Raw genomic sequence first — 17,337 nt, 5'->3', positions numbered from 1 at the left:
TCCAATGTCCCCTGTGTACTGACCGCCCTGATGGCGAGCCGGCTTCCAGGTTGGACCCTGCGTGAGCGAGCGGACACCCAACGTCGGACTTCCGTCGGATCGCGGTTTCGCCGCTCTCCCGGTCACCGCCCCTGGCGGGCGGTCTCGCCAGAGAGGGATCGCGGGTACCGGAGGGCGCTCAGCAGGGCGGTGACGACAGCAGCCACCAGCAAGATCCTCACCACGTGGAACACCACCGCGTCGCCCGTGGAGTCCGGCGGGAAGATGTCCTTGACGAGCAGGCCGACGCCCAGTCCCAGCCCCAGGCAGGCATGCATCGTGGCCCGCAGGCGTGGAAGGGGCTGTCGGCGGCCGAAGATCCGGGGCACGGCCGTGCCCCCACGCCTTCTGACGAGCAGCACGGCGGCCATGGCCAGGTTGGCCGCCGCGCACACGACGGCCAAGACCACGTCCACGGGTTCCATGGGGCCGAACGCTAGCGCACCCATGCCCGCGCCAGCGCCTGCCAACTCCGAGGCCGGCTCGCGGAAACACTGTGGCACAGCAACTTCTGCCCTAATCTATGGGTGTCAATTGCTGCCTACAGCTCCATCGAGAGAGGAATCCCGATCGTGAACGTCGGTAGCCGAGCCCTTCCGCGACTCCTCTCCTTCCTGCTGGCCGTCGTACTCACCACCGGCCTGTCCCTGCTCGGCGCCGCGCCGGCGGCGGCCGGGCAGACCGGCCTGCGAGCCGCCGACCCCAGCGTGATCCGCGTCGGCGGCACCTACATCTCCGTCCAGTCGGTCAACGGCGGGATCGCCGTGCGGCAGGCGGCCTCTCCCGACGCGCTGGCCGCCGCACCCGCGCGGCAGGTCTGGACGGACAGCCGCAACCTCGGTGAGGTCTGGGCCCCGGAGATCGTCACCGATGGCGGCCGCTACTACATCTACTTCTCAGCGGGACGCGGCACCGCCCACCGCATGTACGCGATCCACTCGGCGTCACCGGCCAGCGGCTACACGGCCGAGCGGCAGCTCGCGCTGCCCGACGGCAGGTGGGCCATCGACGGCAGCCTGTTCACCTTCAACGGGCAGCGGTGGTTCGTCTGGTCGGGTTGGGCCGGGGACACCAACGTCGAACAGAACATCTACCTCAGCCGGATGAGCGACCCGCTCACCCCGACCGGTGGCCGGTACATCATTTCCCAGCCCCGTGAGAGCTGGGAGCGCGTCGTCGGCAACCCGTTCATCAACGAGTCACCCGAGGCGATCAGGGACCCCAACGGGCAGCTCCACATCGTCTACTCCGCCAACGGCAGCTGGAGCGACCAGTACTGCCTCGCCGACCTACGGCTACGCGCCGGCGGCGACCCGACGTACGTGTGGGACTGGTACAAGTCGAACGGCTGCCTGTTCGGCTCGAACCGGGCCACCATGATGGCCGGCTGGGATCCGACCCTGCACGTGAACGGACCTGGTCACCACAGCTTCGTGCTGCTCAACGGCGACATCGCCACCAGCCCACCCGCCGGGCCGAGGTTCCCGCTGATGTACCACGGGGTGCCCAAGGGCACCGCGTACTCCTGGGCGAACCGCTACTGGTACACCGGCACCTTCTGCTGGTGGGGCAACACCACCTACCGCCGCGCCAACGTGCCCGGCCCGACGGCCGACACCGGGTTCAGCATCAAGTTCTTCGAGTGATCCGGACGTGAGCCTTCGATCGTGTAGGGCTGAATCACCCACGGGCCGGAGGAGGCTGCCGCCGCCGGCTGCCTGTCCCGCCGCGGTTCCGTGTTGCCGGCCAGTGGTGAGAGATCGACTCGGGTTCCGTGAAGTCGGGGTGTCCACGGAGCCGGGACACCCCGACTTCCGTAAAGGCGAGTGGATCGTGGCCGGCGCGCGCGTGTCAGCTGGGCGGCGGCGGACACTCCAGGACGGCGATCGAGTTCCCCGCGAACAGCCCAAGGTGCGGGTGCCCGGAGAAGATCTGGACCGCCTCGTCGTGCGAGCCCGCTTCCACAATGGTGTAGGCGATCAGGGCGTCGGTGAAGTCCTCGACACCTCGCGCCGTGACCAGCTTCTTCGCGTACAAGGGAGCGCCGGGGTCGACGATGGCCTTCTTGTTGGCCTGCGCCCATGACGCCCACGCGTTCATGAACTCGGTCTGCTGCTGTTCGGTGAGGTCGGCCTTGTCGGCCTCGTCAGCCGCGCCGTTGAAGAGCGCCAGGAACCTGCCCACCCCGGCATCTTAGCGGCGGCCCGCTCAGGCCGCCGAGTCGCAATCACGACCCAGGCCGAAATGCCAGGTCGTTGACGCCTCAACAGATGGAGTACTTTCAGTCACAGGTGAAACACTCTCTGCTTCCGTACCCATCGGGCATCGTGAATGCATGAAGCTACGTATGCTCCTGATTGGGGCCTTCGCGGCCCTCCTCGCCACGCTCGCAGTGCCGTCGGCCGCCACCGCGGCCCCGGCCGACCAACCGGTCGTCAGCGTCGCGGGGCAGCCGGCCAACCCGGCCAACGCGATCGCCTCCGACAACCCGAACGCCGGCATCAGCGGTGTCTCGTCCCAGGCTGTCGGCCCCTGCCCCTACACCGCCACCTGCGTCTACACCGACACCTACTTCGGCGGACGCATGTTCGTGCTGTACCAGTGTCGGTGGTACTCGCTCACCAACTGGAACGGCTGGGGTTCCATCTACAACAACCAGACCTGGGGCGCCTGGGCCGACATCATGGACCAGAACCGCAATCCGATCCGCGGCTTCAGCTCTGGAGTCGCCTGGGAAGCCGTCGACTTCTCGCCGGTGTGGTACATCCGGATGTGCTGATCCGCTTGCCGCGGGAGGGAGTCGGGGTTGCCCGCTCCCGCCCGCTAGGCGCCCGGCAAGCAACACCCTTCGGCCGCGGCGGGACCTCTTCGGGTCCCGCCGCGGTTTCGCATTCCCGGCTGGCGGTGAGATCGACCCAGGATTCTTCCAACCGAGCCGATCTTAAGAAAGTTAAGATCCGATGCTTGGAAGTTGAGGATTCTTAAGATACAACTTTAGGTATGATAGGACAGGCGATGGACTGGCAGGACCTGACCAGCCTGACGCGGGGGCAGCCGTTCGTCGTCGAGCGGGTGCGCCTGGCGAGCAACGGCGTCGCGATCGAGGGCGAGTTCGAGCCACCTCAACTGGCTCAGCTCAACGTCGATGATCAGGTGTTCGTCACGGCGTTCGTGCGCTGCCACGGTTCGATCAAGGAGATGGAGCGCATCTTCGGGGTGAGCTACCCGACGATCAAGTCACGACTCAACCGGATCACGCAGATGCTCGACTTCGTCGAGACCGACCCGGCGCCCTCGCGAGCCGACATCATCGACCGGTTGCGCCGCGATGAAATCACCGCACAGCAGGCGCTGGCCGAGCTGGACGGCCGGACGTGATGCCGCAGTTGGTGACCGTCAAGGTCAACCGTCCGGACCGCCGGCCCATCCGCGTCTGGGTTCCGGTGCTCCCCGTGGCGCTCGTGCTCTTCCCGGTCGTGGTCCTGGTCGTGCTGGCGGCGATCGTGGCCTGCATCGTGTTCCGCATCGGCGTGGTGCGGGCACTCGGCGCCGCTTGGCGTGTCATCTCCGCGCTGCCCGGCGCCCGCTTCGACATCGAGCACTGCCGCACGGCCGTGCTCGTGGCCATCCGATAGGAGAGGTTCGAATGACCGAACAACGCAAGGACATCCTCGACATGCTGGTCGCCGGCAAAATCACCGCAGAGGAGGCGGAGCAGCTCATCGCCGCACTCGAACGGGACCAGGCACCGGCGACGGCGAGTCACGACGCCCGGCCGAAGGGCAAGGTGAAGTACCTGCGGGTGGTGGTGGACGCCACCGACAACGGCGAGCCGTCGCGGGTCAACGTGCGGGTGCCACTGCAACTGCTGCGGGCCGGTGTACGGCTCGCGGCGCTGGTCCCGCCGCAGGCCCTGGTCAAGGCCAATGCCTCACTCAGCGACTCGGGTGTGCCGATCGACCTGACGCAGCTCAAGCCCGAGCAGTTGGAGGCGCTCGTGGAGCACCTCGACGAGGTGACCGTGGAGGTGGATTCACCCGATGCCACAGTGCGGGTCTTCTGCGAGTAGGCGCCGTCTGATGGGACGGCCCCTAGCCCCTCTCGACGGGGCGTTCGGACTTGAAACGCAGCCCGGCCGCGGTCCAGCACGCCTCGACGGCGGCCTCGGCGAACTCCCCGGTGAGCCCCAACCGGCCGACAAAGGCGTGCGCGGCGAAGATCGTCGACTCACCGACAAAGGTAGCCAACTCGGATTGCGCGTCCCGCTTCCGCGACGACCAGAGTGCACCTCAACCACTTCTACAACCGGTCAGACCACTCGGAGTTCCGCGAGCCACAAAACGACAGCCGGCAGCCAGTCGACCGGAACTGCTGTAGCTGTTGCCCGTGCCTGCTCCCCAGCGGCTGGCGCTGACCTTGGCGCCGCCCCTGCTGATGCTCGGGTTCGCCCCGTGACAGCATCGCGGTGGACGGACGACGCCCTTCGATCGCTGCCCTACAGTCGACGGCACTGTCGACGGAAGGAACCTCATGAACGAGAGCGACCAGACGATGTTCCGTACGTCCGCCCGTCTCACCTTCGTGTTCATGCTGCTGGTGGGCTTGCTGGCCTGGGTTGCCGTCCAAGCCGTGCTGGCACTCATCGCGGGGCGGTCGGCGGCCGACTACACGGGCATCGCCGTTTCGGGCGTCCTCTACGCCGTCGTCTTCAGCGCTCTCTCGCTTGTGCTGCATCGCAGGAACTGGTCATCGGTCGACGTCACCGGTCCGGCACTGGCGCTCGCCGAGAAGGGGCGAACGGCGGTCCTCCCGTGGCAAGCGATCCAGTCGGCGACGGTCCGCCGTCCTGGCCCGTTCGCCGTTCTTCAGGTCATCCTGCGCCCAGGAGCGGTCGCGCCATCCGCCACGACGCTTCGTCCACGGATTCGCGCCGGTCAGCCTGTTTACACGATTAACGTCGGACTGCTTCGGCCGGCGACGGGCGTCCTGCGTACCGCACTTGCCCGTCACCTGCCACAGGTCGCCGGCCGCTCCTGACTTCCGCTCGCGAAGTCACTGCGGCTACCTGAGTGGCTCACCCGCCGACCGGCTCGTCAGCCATTGGCCTTGCTGCGACGGGTCCGCCGACGGGGGGTGTCGTCGCCGCTGGCGAGCCGGGTGAAGGTGAGCATGTTCGCCAGCGCCACGGCGATGATCGCGACGCCGACCTGGATCGCGAGCACTACCCAGTCCCAGCGCAGCACCCACACCTCCACGCCGGCCCCGTCGTCGATATCAAGCGCCCTGGCGACCACTGTGCCCAGCACGGCCGAGCCGACGCCGAGAACGAACGTGGCGAAGAAGCCGATCCGCTGCCGCCCCGGCAGGATGAGCCGGCCGAGCAGGCCGACGAGGGCACCGATGAGCACCGCGCCGAGATAACCGGTTACCAGCATTGCTGTCTCTCCCCTCCAGCAGTGCCCAGGTACATGCCCGAATCTGACGTGCCCGGAAACCCCGCCCCGATCACGGCCCGAGGCCGCGGGCGTGTCGGCTCGTTCCACTACGCTGGCGGAGCTTTCACAGGTGAACGAAGGACGCACATGGCCCGCCCCTACAGTCCCGGACCGAAGCTGTTCGTCTTCGCTGCCGGTGATGGCAACGATCAACACGTCTCGGTGGGCGACCCTCAGGAGGCCTACGTGGCGTTCTCTGCGTTCTTCCGGGGTCGAGAGTCTGACACCTACACCATCACTGACGAAGCGGCGAAGCAGAGTTTGGTACTCAGGCCTCGTCGGGGTGTGATCTCCCGAGTCAAGGATGCGGACCGACCTCGGTCGGAGCACCTCCAGGTCGACAGGGGCAACCGCTACCTTCCGAGCGCGATGCTGTTCTTCGAGAACGGATATGCCGGCCTCGACTACTTCGGCCAGTGGTTTTCCGATCTCTCCGACCTGGACGCTTCACCGGAGACCCGCGGTGCCGCCCGCGCCGCCACGATCACGACGGAAGCAGCGGCAATCAAAGACGTCGCCCGGATCTGGGCGGATTCGGGAATCGTAGACCCAAGCGACCAGTACTACGTCTTCTTCGACTCGCACGATGTCGACGAGGACCGAGCCGAGCGAGCCGAGTTGCTCCAGTTAATCGAATTCCTCGGTCTCGAACGGGTCGACGCCCCGGCCGAGGCCGCCGGGGGCGAAGTCTGGGTGCGCACCGACCCACGTCTCGCTGTCGAATGTGCACGGTGGTCGTGACCAGATAAGAGACATCGTTTTCACGCGTAGCGGCGACGGCTGGATCCCGAAGGTGATCCGGGAGGACGGCGAGCTGAAGCTGATGCTCGCCGCCGGGGCCGACGCCAACCATGACCCTCGCACGTTCACGTTCCCGATCGGGGAAGCCCATCTCACGGTGATCCGCAGCTTTCACCTCGTGAGGCCGACCGGCGTCGCCAGTCGCGCCACGCCAGCCGGCGGCGGACATCGCCCGGTCGGCGGCCAGCCAGGCTAGGTCGGCCTCGCCGAGCTTCACCAGCAGCGACGAGGTAATCCTGGGCGATGGCGGACGAGCGGATGATCGATCCGGCCAAACCGGCGTCGTTCACAACGGCTCCGACCCACAATGTGGGGTGCGGATGCGGTATCCGCGGCCGTCGTGCGGAGCGCCCGGTTGTGGGCGGGTCATCACCGCGGACCGGTACGAAAGACCCAGGAACCCCGAGGTGGGACTTTCCTCGCAGTCAGATGAATCGGCCGTGGCCGCGGGTACCAACGGTCCGACCACACCAGCGTCAGCCACTCACGCGGTGCTCATCAGATGCTCATCGGTCTGCGGCAAGGTCGAAAGGAGCGCCTGCCGACTTGCGGCAGGTGCACCGGTCGGCGACCAGTCACTAGGAGAACAGCACGTGGACCTGCAGCTCAGCGGCAAGACCGCATTCATCAGCGGATCCAGTCAAGGCATCGGTTACGCAACCGCGAAGGCCCTGGCCGGCGAGGGCGTCGACGTGGTCCTCAACGGCCGCGACCCGGCAAAGCTGGCCGAGGCTGTCGACGTGTTGCGTCAGGAGGTGCCCCGCGTATCCGTCACTGGTATTCAAGCCGACTTCTCGGTTGCCGATGACGTCGACAGGCTGTGCGACGAGCTGCCCAGCGTTGACATTCTCATCAACAACGTCGGGCTCTTCGAGCTCAAACCTTTCGAACTCATCTCGGACGAGGAGTGGCGGCTCTACTTCGAGGTGAACGTGCTCAGCGGGGTCCGGCTTGCGCGGCACCTCATGCCGGCGATGCTCGATCGGGGGTGGGGCCGGATCGTGTTCGTGAGCAGCGAGTCGGGCGTCAACATCCCCGCCGATATGCTCCACTACGGCACGTCCAAGACGGCGATGCTCGCAGTGGGTAACGGCCTGGCGAAGCTCACGAAGGGCACTGCGGTGACCGTTAACTCGGTGCTGGGCGGCCCCACATATTCCGCCGGCGTCGCCGAAACGGTCAGGTCGCTGGCCGATGCCCAATCCCTGCTGGAGGACGACCTGAAAGTGGCGATCATCGGCGCCAACCAGACCTCCCTGCTGGGACGCTTCATCGAACCGAGTGAGATCGCAAACACCGTGACCTTCCTCGCCAGTCCCGCCGCGTCCGCAATCAACGGATCGGCGGTACGCGTCGATGGAGGCGTGCTGACAACGATTCTGTGAGTCCGCGGCGGGATTAACCCGCCGAGGCCTGTATCGGTGGCGGCGTCGGTGCAGGTCGTGGGATCACCGGGGCGAGCCCACAGTAGGGCGGCGAGGTGGCCGGGGCGGCGACGCTGCTTCCGTCGCCGGTCGAGCAGGACCCGGGCCGGGGTCCTGACCGCGATGCCGGGCATCGGGGTCAGGACCGCGAATCATGACGCCCCGGCGTAGCCACACGCCGTCGTCCTGGGCCGGAGTAGCCGGCCAGTCAGCGGGTGAGGCCGACGAGCGTGGCCAAGCGCGCCACGCCGGCCGGCGCCGGGTTCGCCCCACCGAGTACCGGTCCAGGGCACGCACACCCGCTCCACCTTGTCCACCCAACTCTTCGACCTGCGCAGCCGATCGTCAAGCATCTGCTGCGTCATCGACCGCCGCACCCGCCACCGCGCCACCCGCCGACCAATCGGCACGTCATCGCTGCTCACGCCGCCACCGCTGGTCCGGGACCGCGCGGGTCGTGTCCTCCACGGGTACGCGTCGCGCCACGCCGGCCGGCGCCAGCTGCGCGCGGGCAACGTCGGCGATCACGGGTACGCGCCAACGGCCGCCCACTGACCACCCCGCGCGGGCGCACCTTCGCCTCGTTGATCATGAGGTTGACGGGCGCTTCGATCTCCACGAAGCCGGCCAACCTCATGATCGTCGGGGTGGGATGGGGCGGAACGCACCCCACCTCGGCCTGCGCGAGCAGCCTCTGCTTGGCGGTTCAGCGTTCGGCTGCCTCAGATTGCTCGCCGTTGTTTGCCGGCGCGCGGACCAGGCCAGACGCGTCCCCTACGGCATGCGGACAAGACCCCCAGGCTCCTGCGGGAGCTGTTCGAGCTGCCGGAGGCACCATCCCGGGCACCCCTCACCAAACCCGGGCTGACCCTCAGCGGCAACCCGGGAAACGCCGCACCGGATCGAGATTCGAACTGGTTCGAATGTCTCGGCTGCGCCGCTACCCCCGGGGTTGACTGACCTCGTCCACACCGGTGCCACCAGCACAATCACTCAGCTCCGGCAGAAGGATCCCCAAGCTAAGGAGACTCATGAAGCGACAAATCCTGGCGTTCTTCGGTGCGTTGGCGCTGGCGGCCGGCGGGCTCCTGGCCGTGGCCAGCCCGGCCCAGGCGGCGACGTCGCGCAACGGCGTGTGCGAGAGCGGCGAACTGTGCATGTGGCAGCACCCTGACCTACGCGGCGGTCGCTACGACACCCTCTCGACCACTGCGGACTTCAAGCAATGGTCGTTCGTGGCTGCCTGCACCTCGGACTGCTTGCTGCATGACAACGTCAGCTCGCTGCGCAACTACGACACGCAGAATGCCGTCCGCCTCTTCGAGCACGAGAACTACCGGGGCCTCTACTTCTGGCGGCAGAAGGCCAACAGCGGCCAGTCGGACGAGGCCCTGAACCTCACGCTGGACCGGGACCAGAACGGGAACCACTGGGACGACCGATTCAGCTCGTTCTGCTTTGTCTGGGCCGGCCAGCCGCAGACCCGCTGCCGCCCCTAGGACCCCATCGAGGGGCTCGCGTCGGCCGCGAAACGGCGGGCAACGCGGGCCCCTCCAGCCTGAGCGAGGTCTCCATGCCCATGATTCGTAGGCGATTCGCGGCCCTGGCCCTGGCCTGCCTGACCATCGGCGCCGGGGCCGCCTGTGAACCGAGCGGTCCCGCGCAGCGGCCCGCAGCGCCATCACCGGTGGCGACCATGAGCCTTCCGTTGGACCAACTGTTTCCGTCCGGGGACGAGGACCTGCTTCTCCAGCGGGCCGAGGCGAAACTTGTCGTGGCCTGCATGCGCCGGCTCGGCATCTCCTACCGGCCACCGGAACCGCACCACACCGACCCGGCTGCCACGCGCGACGGGTTGTACGGGCTGACGGAGCACGACCAGGCGCAGCGCCTCGGTTACCACGCGGCACCCGGCGGTGACGCGGCTGAGGACAAGCCTCCACCGCCTCCGGAAAAGACGGCGCTGGCGCTGACCGGCACCCGGTTCGGCACCGACGGACCGGAGCCGGCCGGCGGCCGGATCCCTGAGGGCGGCTGCCTCGGCGAGGCGAACCGGCGCCTGACCGAGGGCGGGCCGCCGGTCGGCGAGACGCTCCTGTACGACCTGGCCGTGCGGGCCGGCCAGCAGGCAGAGCAGGACGCGCACGTTCGGGCCGGGTTCCGGGCCTGGTCGACGTGCATGGCCGGCAAGGGGTTCGCCTACGCCGACCCCTGGCAGGCCAACGACGACCCGAGGTGGAGCACCGATCATCCCAGCGACGTGGAGCGCTGGACCGCGGTGGCCGACGTCGCGTGCAAGGACAGCACGGATCTCGTGACGATCTGGCAAGCGGCGATGGTGGATCACCAGCGGCGCACGATCGCGAGCCGCTCCGCCGACATCGAACGCTACGAGCAGGCCAAGAGCGCCCGGCTCGCCAATGGCCGACGCGTGCTGGCGACGAGGTGAGGCCAGCCGCGACCGGCGGGTAGGTCGGTCAGCGGGTGAGGCCGACCAGGTTGGCCAGTCGCGCCACGCCGGCCTGCGCCGGGTGACCCCGGGCGACATCGGCGATCACGGTACGCGCCAACGGCCGGCACCGGACCTCAGCCGGCGCGACGCTGTCCGCGTCGACGAGCGCGCGGGCAGCGCCGCGCACGTCACCCACGTGGAGGTACACCCGCGCGACATCCACCAGATACGCGCCCCGATACTCGGCCGGCAACCTCCGCCACGCCTCCCGCCGAATGACGGTCCCGTGCCGCCGCACCGCCTCGACGGCGTCACCCCGCCAGGCCGCCACCAGCACCCGCGCCAGCTCGACGGCGATCGGCCCGAAGCTGGTGTCGTGCGTGTCGTCGTACCCCCGAAGGTTGTTGGCGACGGCGGCGGACCGATCGATCAGCTCGTCGGCATGGCGGGTGTCGCCGCAGCCGGCGGCGGCCAGGGCGGCCTGGAGCAGCAGCGTCCCACCCACTGCCCACTCCCCCGCCGACCGCTGCGGACCTGAGGTGATGCGGTTCGCGGCGGCGAGCGTCGCGGCCAGGGCGAGGCGGTCGCGGCCCGACGCGCGGAGCGCCTGAGCGACCGAGATGGCCGCCGTTGCCGCCAGGATTGGGGCGTCGCCGGCGGCTGCCATCGCCCGGTCGGCGGCCAGCCACCCGAGGTCGGCCTCGCCGAGCTTGACCAGCAGCGACGAGGTGATCCGGTACGTCTGCGCCAGCAGCTCCGCAGACCGCGCCCCCTGGGCGGCGTCGAGCAGACCCGGCAACACCCGCACCAACTGCCCGTAGTGCGCGTGCTGGTAGGTCAACCAGGCATGTCCGACCTGCCTTCTCAGGTCGTCTGTCTGCGGTGGAGCCTGCGGGATGTCGTAGCGGGCGAGGGCGGCTCGGATGTCGTCCACCCCGCCCGGCGTGCCCGCCGGGGTGCTCCGCTGCTGGCCGAGCAACACCTCCGGGTCGACCCGCAGGACGCGGGCGAGTTCCTGGATCACCGAGTACCGGTCGAGGGTGCGGGCACCCCGCTCGATCTTGTCGACCCAGCTCTTCGACCTGCGCAGCCGATCGGCGAGCATCTGCTGCGTCATCGACCGCCGCACCCGCCACCGGGCCACGCGGCGGCCGATCGGGATGTCATCGCTGGTCACGCCGCCACCGCCGGTCCGCGACCGCACGAGTCGTGTCCTCCACGGGTACGCGCTCCGCCTCAGCCTGGGCTAGGAAGCGCTGTTTGGCGGCCTCGCGCTCGGCCGCCTCCGATTGTTCGCCCTTGCTTACCGGCTCGTCGCCTTGCACGCCCACCTCCGCTAATTGGGGGCGACGGACTGATCCTCGCCGCCACCAACGAACTTTTGTGATCAGCGAAGCCTGCTGCTCGGTGACGCACCAGATGGTGAGCGATGCGTCTCATTGCGCTGCTCAGGACGTGGGTTGCGCAGGGTTGCGCCGGTCCCCAAAGGACTCGTTTGGCCCATAGGCTCGTCACTAGTAGTAGTTGGCTGATGCCTGGAGGCGGAACCATGGCGCGACCGGTGACCAACGCGGCGTTCGAAGGACTGCTCCGGGCCGCCGGTTACGGCAACGCGCATGCTGCATTCGCCCGTCAGCTCAATCACGCTGGCCGCAACGAGGGTGCCTGGCGGTATGACGCTGCCAGCGTTTACTGGTGGCTACGCGGTCGCCGGCCTGGCGAGCACGTCCAGGCCGCCATGGCCGAAACACTGGCCCGCAAGCTCGGTCGCTTAGTCGCCGTCACGGAGTTGGGGTTCGGCGCAGCCGACAGCATTGGAACGTGTGCTTACTCTGCGTCCGTCGATGGTGCGATCGATATCGCCGAGCAGACCTGGACGAGGCTCGTCAAGCACCGCGACCAGCATTCCAGCGGAGCGTTCGACAGCGGCAAGGCCCTGCAGGCGGCGCTCGGTTGGCGGTATGACCTGCCCGACGAGACGGTCAACCGATCCGGCCGGCAGCAAGTCACGCCCACCGACGTTCAATCGCTGTACGCACTGGCGGACCACTTCACTGATCTCGACCGATGTCACGGCAGCGGCTCTCCGCGCACTCGTGCCGTTATGGCCGACTTCCTCGTACATCAGGTCGCGCCCATGCTGCGCGGCACCTACACCGATGCCGTGGGGCGCGACCTCATGCGCGCAGCGGCAACACTCTCCGGCCAGCTCGCCTTTATGTCGTATGACGCGGGCGAGCATGCCATCGCACAACAGCATGCGGTCCTCGGCTTGCGGCTCGCCAAGGCCGCTGATGATCGCCTGTACGGCGCTCACCTGCTGGCCAACCTCGCCACCCAGGCTGTGTTCTTAGGGCACGCCCGGGAGGCGGCCCGGCTCGTCGAAGCAGCCATCGACGGCGCCGGCCGCGCCCCCGCCGCCGTCATCGCTCGGCTGCACGCCACCGCTGCTACCGCGTACGGGCAGTCGGGCGAGCGGCGCGCCTGCCAACTCGCACTCGCCAAGGCCGAGGGTGCTATCGATCGGGCGGGCACAGAATCTGGCCCGCGTTGGGTCGCCTACTTCAGCCCAGCTCACCTAGCCGGTGCCGCGCTGAGGTGCCTTGGCGACCTGCGTCTGTACACGCAGGCTCTTCGCCACGCACCCGATGCGCTCGCTCTCAGCAGCCACAACACCCGAACCCGTGCCCTACACACCGCCCTCGTCGCCATGACTCATGCCCGTGCTGGAGATACCGACGCCGCCTGCAACTGGGGCCGGAGGCTAGCGGAGCACCCTACGGGCATCCAGTCAGCCCGTCTTCAACAGCGCGTCTGCGAACTCACTACAGTGCTGGGACCAAACCAGACATCGCCGCAGGTCAAAGGAGTCCTGCATGCCCTCAGAACCATTTCGGCCGTCACGTAGATCGTGAGCACCGCGAGGACTGTCCGCTAGCCTCACCAAGGTGACCTGGACGGAGCCCACCACCTGGTACGCCAACTTGGCCTCCTTCCACGCCGCAGCCGCGGCCTTCATCACGGACCCAACTGGCAACGTGCTTCTCGTAAAGCCCACATACCGCGACCACTGGGCATTCCCGGGCGGGTACGTGGACGAGGGCGAGTACCCACACGATGCGTGTGCGCGCGAGATCCGAGAGGAGCTAGGGATCGCGGTCGCGGTAGGCGACCTTCTCGTAGTCGACTGGGCACCCTCCGCCGGACAGCGGCCGAGGGCGATCATCAGCTTTACGTTCGACTGCGGGTCTATTGCCAACCTCGACAACTTCACGCTATCCAGGCAAGAGTTGGAGGAGATTGCCTTTTTTCCATGCCATAAGGCAGAGCAGCACCTTCCCAGCAATGTCGCTACACGAGTTCATGCGGCAATGCGAGCCCGTGAACGACGCGCCGCAATATACCTTGCTGGTGGTTTGGCCGCCTCCAATGAACTATGACGTTATCGTAATCATTTGACGAAGATTCCGGGACCGGTCGTCGCCGCAGGTCGAGCCCGCACCTAGTTGGATCGACTAGGAATGACTTGATCGATTCTCAAAAGATAACGAACCCACCTCATTGCATCTTCGGCAGAACTAACGCGCTGCCTACTAATCCCTGCCGATGCGGCGGCGACTTCGGCGAAATTTTCCAACATTTCACTGTCACTGGGCAAGAGCGCGGGGTTGGAGGCGGCTGCGGCAAAAACCAGCGACACCCAAATCGGCACTTCGGCAGAGCTTCCAATATAGATCGCAGGGTTCTTCAATTCGCTAAAATGCTGAACAAGTTGCGGATGGATAGCTACGGGAATGGCAAGCTCCGGAATGGGCGAATGTGGGGGACGATTCTCTAGACAAAGACGAACTAGCACAGCAATGTCGTCGAGCTTTGTAGCGGCTGAGTGGAGGTAGAGGTAGTTCGCTATCACCCGACAAAGGTTTTCTCCTCTGATGCCCGCCGGAGCTACGCGCGCGTCTGTAAGGTGCTTTAGGCGGGCCGGCACAAATTCCGACGGCTGGGCGAAACCCTCCGCGAGAAGGCTCGTCAGAACACCGTAGTCATTGTGGCCGTCGTCGTCAGGATGAATGCCCGTATGTAGTGCCATACCAGCACGAAGGTCGGCCTCTGCCTCCCTGTCGCCGATTAGGCGGAAGTAGGCGATGTGGGGGGAGACGGGCGAACCACGAAGACGACGTCCGACAGAAAGCGGGTCTGGCCGAACATCGAGAGCGTCATGAAGAGACGTCCAGCCGGATGGATCAAGTCCCGCCCGCCAAAGGTTGACGGTTGATTCCCACCAATCTCCGGCTGTCATGTCGGAGGGAGCGATTTGTTCGATCGGCACATATGAGACCGAGACAGAAACGCGCAGCAACAAGAGGTTGGCTGAGTAAGCCGCAAGGCGACGGATCTCGTCTTTAGACGACGCCTGGTATGAGGCGTAGACCGGGTTTATGCGGCGCTGGCGACTAGAACCTATCAGCATGTCGATGACGCCCTGGATAGGACTCACCTCGGTGCCAGAAGCAGAAATCTCGGATACAAATTCTAAAATGCTTTGACGCACGGATAGCGGATGATGACTAAGTAGCGCGTATAACAAATTGTCATCCGCAACTTGACCTGGCAATGACCCGAATTCTGCTCGCGCCGGCGCGAGTTGCTGGAGCATCTGAACGGTGAATTTGGCCACGAGGTACTCGCCAAATGTGGCGTGCAAGAACTCGTAGGACCGGCGAACTCCGTCCAACCTATGAACGTTCGCCTCCGCCGCGTAGACAAAGAAGAACCTGCCGATAGTCTTCTGACCTATCTGCTCGCGAGGGATGCCCTGGGAGTCGGCACGAAGGGCACTCGGCTCGCTCAAGGCTACGAGGTCGTCCCCAAGCCGATTGTCGGCAATATCTTGCCGACCGCGATTGACCATCCCGAACGCTGTAACTCCTAGCCTCCACAACTGTGCGTGGACGGCATCGTCAACCTCCTCACTCCGTCGGCCCTGTAGCTGTTTCAAGACCTCGCGACGAACGAAGTTCGTCAGTAGTCGCTCGTATAGCGCAGTCGTCGACAATTTTCGAGCTAGGATGGGGGCTTGGGGATCAGCAGCATACAGGGCAAGCATGAGCAGTAGGAGCGGCTGACGGGCGAGGGACGGATAACCCAGCGCGACTTCGGCGCTAAGTTCTCCCACCGTTCCGTCCTCAATGAGGGTTTGATTCGCCCGTCGCCACGTCTGCAACCAGGTCTTGACTTGGTTGTCGTCGAATTCCTCTAGCCGGACGATCGGCAAACCTCGAGGGATGCGGACGTTATCCGTCACGACTGTCCTGCTCGTTACAATTACCACAACCGGATGATGCTGGTCGGCTTCCCGTTGCTGGAATTCCATGATTTCCTGGAGGTAGCCGGCTCGATCATTCGCGGTGGCTTGCAGTAGCTCGTCGAGTCCGTCCAGCAATACTACGCGGACCGTGTCCTTGCTTTGCTCGACGAGGGTTGGCCAGTCGGTCCGCCCATGGGTAATCTCATCCAGTGCCTGCTGGACTTGGTGGTACACGGGCGCCGTCGCGTCGACACGTCGCAAGGCGACGCGAATGACCGTATATGAATCAAATGGAATGCGGGCGGCCAAAGCCTTCGTTAACAGCGACTTCCCTGCTCCCGGGTGACCAAGGAGCAGTAGTGGAAAGCTCGCACTCGTCGGGGACATCAAGTGCGCCGCTAAGAAGATACTTAGATTGCTCGAAACCGGAACGCCTTGCCACCAGTTATCGTTGGCGGGTTGGCTTTCTCTGTCAAATATTGCATGCCTGAACTGCGGCTCGACGTAAATTTCCTCGACCACCGGGAAGATAATGTCATCCAAGCCGTGGAAGGCATCCGCTGGAACGATGGGCTCGCGCAGGAGACCGCGTGATGCATTCATCAGCGCTCGACGGGCTGTCCGATCTTGTGGTGGATTGGTGATCGATACCGTAGCGAGAAGCGCTTGCGTCGAGGCAAGAGCCCTTGATTGGGAGTCAAATGCCAGCGCAACCTCCTCTCGCAAGGTTGCAATTTCCGTTCGAGTGGAAGAATGTTCGCCGAGCATTGTCCAGACGAAAAACTCCGGCACCTCGGCGGCCATTTCAACGTAGTGCGACTTGTACCGTTCCAACGCCCCGAACACGATACGGTCGCGCTGTTCTATGTTATCGAATGTTCTGATCAGGCGCTCCTGGCCAGCGGACTGTGCCAGGTGAGCTATGAAACGCTGCACCTCGGTTGCCATGAGAGAAAAATGATGTTGTATTCGATCGAGATTCTCGTAGTAGCCAGCTGACGCAGACGGAATCGGAGTCGGGCTTCGGAGAAGCCGCTCCAGGACTGGTTGCACCAACAAGCCATCCGTGCCGGCTGTAAGATTGATCTTCTCCTCGAAGGTAATCTTGAGAGAAGCGTAGTCCCTCTTATCCACACTTTCCCGCAACACTTCGAAGAATGCGCAGCCGACGAGGGTTGTATGCGATGCTGCAATTAGGTCATATCTTTCGAGGCCGCCTGTCTTGAGCAAACGGTTAAAGCCAGCATCCAGAAGTTGGCGTACATTAGCGACTGCTTCGTTCTTCTGGTCAACAAGTCCCCACAGTCCGTGAAGCCATGCGACAGGCGCGAGCGGGCTGAGAAGGATGATTCCACCGATAAGTGCATTGATGCGTTCGAGATGCGGGTGATCGTGTTTACCCAGAATCTTGAGAGCGCCCGCATAGGTCATGCTTGGGTTGTATCTCATGAAGAGCCGCCAATGCTCGGGGTCGGTGCAGCCTTCATAGCACACCTTCGCCACGCAGCAATCGCGAACTATGCTCGGTTTCGAATTCAGGGCAGGTCGTGGGCTCGTCCATAGACCGATTGGCCGCAGTCTGCCTAGCGACGGTCTCGTTTTCTCCTGCCGCTGAAGGGTGTCGCTGTCCCTAGGCTTCGGCACCGCCTCGCGTGTGACCAGCGTCCACTCTGGCCTGGCCGTCCTCGCCGCGTGCGTCCACGTTCAGCCGGGGTCTGAGGGACTAAGGCGTGTTTCATAAGCCGGGTCAGAGCCATTCGCAGATGATGGTGATGGTCAGGATGGCCTGGAACCGGACGGCCAACTTGTCGTAGCGGG

At 65.5% G+C, this 17,337-nt stretch carries 19 protein-coding genes and 1 pseudogene; 13 read left to right on the top strand and 7 right to left on the bottom strand.

The annotated features are described in order from the left end of the window. Positions 1-122: 122 nt before the first annotated feature. A complete protein-coding gene (locus FB453_RS05005) occupies positions 123-464 on the bottom strand; it encodes a hypothetical protein (protein ID WP_145787927.1) in 342 nt (113 codons plus the stop codon). Between the two features lie 147 nt (positions 465-611). Between FB453_RS05005 and FB453_RS05000 the strand changes: the two genes are divergently transcribed. After that, a complete protein-coding gene (locus tag FB453_RS05000; RefSeq protein ID WP_486480162.1) occupies positions 612-1,685 on the top strand; it encodes a glycoside hydrolase family 43 protein in 1,074 nt (357 codons plus the stop codon). 205 nt (positions 1,686-1,890) lie between these two features. On the opposite strand, the gene FB453_RS04995 is transcribed toward FB453_RS05000, so the two are convergent. After that, the gene (locus FB453_RS04995; protein ID WP_145787925.1) at positions 1,891-2,223 is read right to left on the bottom strand and encodes a hypothetical protein; all 333 of its coding nucleotides are present in this window, start codon (positions 2,221-2,223) and stop codon (positions 1,891-1,893) included. Positions 2,224-2,374: 151 nt separating this feature from the next. Between FB453_RS04995 and FB453_RS04990 the strand changes: the two genes are divergently transcribed. From FB453_RS04990 to FB453_RS04975, 4 genes are all read left to right on the top strand, one after another. Then, on the top strand, positions 2,375-2,818 hold the full coding sequence (locus tag FB453_RS04990; protein ID WP_145787923.1) for a hypothetical protein: 444 nt from the start codon (positions 2,375-2,377) through the stop codon (positions 2,816-2,818). Between the two features lie 236 nt (positions 2,819-3,054). Further along, positions 3,055-3,417, top strand: coding sequence for a DUF2089 domain-containing protein (locus tag FB453_RS04985; protein ID WP_145787921.1), 363 nt, complete (start codon positions 3,055-3,057; stop codon positions 3,415-3,417). Continuing rightward, positions 3,417-3,674, top strand: coding sequence for a hypothetical protein (locus tag FB453_RS04980; protein WP_145787919.1), 258 nt, complete (start codon positions 3,417-3,419; stop codon positions 3,672-3,674). Before FB453_RS04985 ends, FB453_RS04980 begins: the two co-directional genes overlap by 1 nt. 11 nt (positions 3,675-3,685) lie before the next feature. Continuing rightward, on the top strand, positions 3,686-4,108 hold the full coding sequence (locus FB453_RS04975) for an SHOCT-like domain-containing protein (RefSeq protein WP_145787917.1): 423 nt from the start codon (positions 3,686-3,688) through the stop codon (positions 4,106-4,108). 22 nt (positions 4,109-4,130) lie between these two features. On the opposite strand, the gene FB453_RS34015 is transcribed toward FB453_RS04975, so the two are convergent. After that, positions 4,131-4,286 (bottom strand): hypothetical protein, encoded by a 156-nt coding sequence (locus tag FB453_RS34015; RefSeq protein ID WP_186718058.1) that lies wholly within the window; start codon positions 4,284-4,286, stop codon positions 4,131-4,133. A gap of 283 nt (positions 4,287-4,569) precedes the next feature. On the opposite strand from FB453_RS34015, the gene FB453_RS04970 reads away from it, so the two are divergent. Further along, complete coding sequence (locus FB453_RS04970) at positions 4,570-5,076, top strand: hypothetical protein (RefSeq protein ID WP_145787915.1); 507 nt, start codon at positions 4,570-4,572, stop codon at positions 5,074-5,076. Positions 5,077-5,132: 56 nt separating this feature from the next. Here the strand turns inward: FB453_RS04970 and FB453_RS04965 are convergent, their stop codons facing one another. Beyond that, complete coding sequence (locus tag FB453_RS04965; protein WP_186718056.1) at positions 5,133-5,474, bottom strand: GlsB/YeaQ/YmgE family stress response membrane protein; 342 nt, start codon at positions 5,472-5,474, stop codon at positions 5,133-5,135. Positions 5,475-5,621: 147 nt separating this feature from the next. On the opposite strand from FB453_RS04965, the gene FB453_RS04960 reads away from it, so the two are divergent. The 3 genes from FB453_RS04960 to FB453_RS04950 all read left to right on the top strand — a co-directional run bounded on the left by FB453_RS04960 (position 5,622) and on the right by FB453_RS04950 (position 7,720). After that, positions 5,622-6,275: a hypothetical protein gene (locus tag FB453_RS04960; RefSeq protein ID WP_145787913.1), complete on the top strand. Its 654-nt coding sequence runs from the start codon at positions 5,622-5,624 to the stop codon at positions 6,273-6,275. After that, entirely contained in the window at positions 6,259-6,531 is a 273-nt protein-coding gene (locus tag FB453_RS34585; protein ID WP_222431314.1) for a DUF6357 family protein, read from the top strand. The genes FB453_RS04960 and FB453_RS34585 overlap by 17 nt, the downstream gene beginning before the upstream one ends. Positions 6,532-6,928: 397 nt before the next feature. Beyond that, positions 6,929-7,720: an SDR family oxidoreductase gene (locus FB453_RS04950; RefSeq protein ID WP_145787911.1), complete on the top strand. Its 792-nt coding sequence runs from the start codon at positions 6,929-6,931 to the stop codon at positions 7,718-7,720. Positions 7,721-8,029: 309 nt separating this feature from the next. On the opposite strand, the pseudogene FB453_RS34780 reads toward FB453_RS04950, so the two are convergent. Further along, positions 8,030-8,184, bottom strand: a pseudogene (locus FB453_RS34780) (helix-turn-helix domain-containing protein); the annotation flags it as partial. Between the two features lie 606 nt (positions 8,185-8,790). On the opposite strand from FB453_RS34780, the gene FB453_RS04940 reads away from it, so the two are divergent. Beyond that, positions 8,791-9,258, top strand: coding sequence for a peptidase inhibitor family I36 protein (locus tag FB453_RS04940; RefSeq protein ID WP_091408216.1), 468 nt, complete (start codon positions 8,791-8,793; stop codon positions 9,256-9,258). Between the two features lie 197 nt (positions 9,259-9,455). Next, entirely contained in the window at positions 9,456-10,208 is a 753-nt protein-coding gene (locus FB453_RS04935; protein ID WP_145787909.1) for a hypothetical protein, read from the top strand. Between the two features lie 28 nt (positions 10,209-10,236). Here FB453_RS04935 and FB453_RS04930 read toward each other — a convergent pair whose 3' ends face one another. After that, positions 10,237-11,388, bottom strand: a complete 1,152-nt coding sequence (locus FB453_RS04930) for a helix-turn-helix domain-containing protein (RefSeq protein WP_145787907.1) — start codon at positions 11,386-11,388, stop codon at positions 10,237-10,239. 372 nt (positions 11,389-11,760) lie between these two features. Between FB453_RS04930 and FB453_RS04925 the strand changes: the two genes are divergently transcribed. Continuing rightward, positions 11,761-13,119: an NsdA family TPR-like regulatory protein gene (locus FB453_RS04925; protein ID WP_145787904.1), complete on the top strand. Its 1,359-nt coding sequence runs from the start codon at positions 11,761-11,763 to the stop codon at positions 13,117-13,119. Positions 13,120-13,159: 40 nt separating this feature from the next. Next, positions 13,160-13,651 carry an NUDIX hydrolase gene (locus FB453_RS04920; RefSeq protein ID WP_145787902.1) on the top strand — a complete coding sequence of 164 codons (492 nt, stop codon included), beginning with the start codon at positions 13,160-13,162 and terminating at the stop codon, positions 13,649-13,651. Positions 13,652-13,713: 62 nt separating this feature from the next. Here FB453_RS04920 and FB453_RS04915 read toward each other — a convergent pair whose 3' ends face one another. Continuing rightward, positions 13,714-16,950, bottom strand: coding sequence for an NACHT N-terminal helical domain 7-containing protein (locus FB453_RS04915; protein ID WP_186718054.1), 3,237 nt, complete (start codon positions 16,948-16,950; stop codon positions 13,714-13,716). Positions 16,951-17,337 lie beyond the last annotated feature (387 nt).

This window comes from Micromonospora sp. CNZ322 (assembly GCF_007827755.1).
This window is presented reverse-complemented; position numbering and strand designations above follow the sequence as displayed.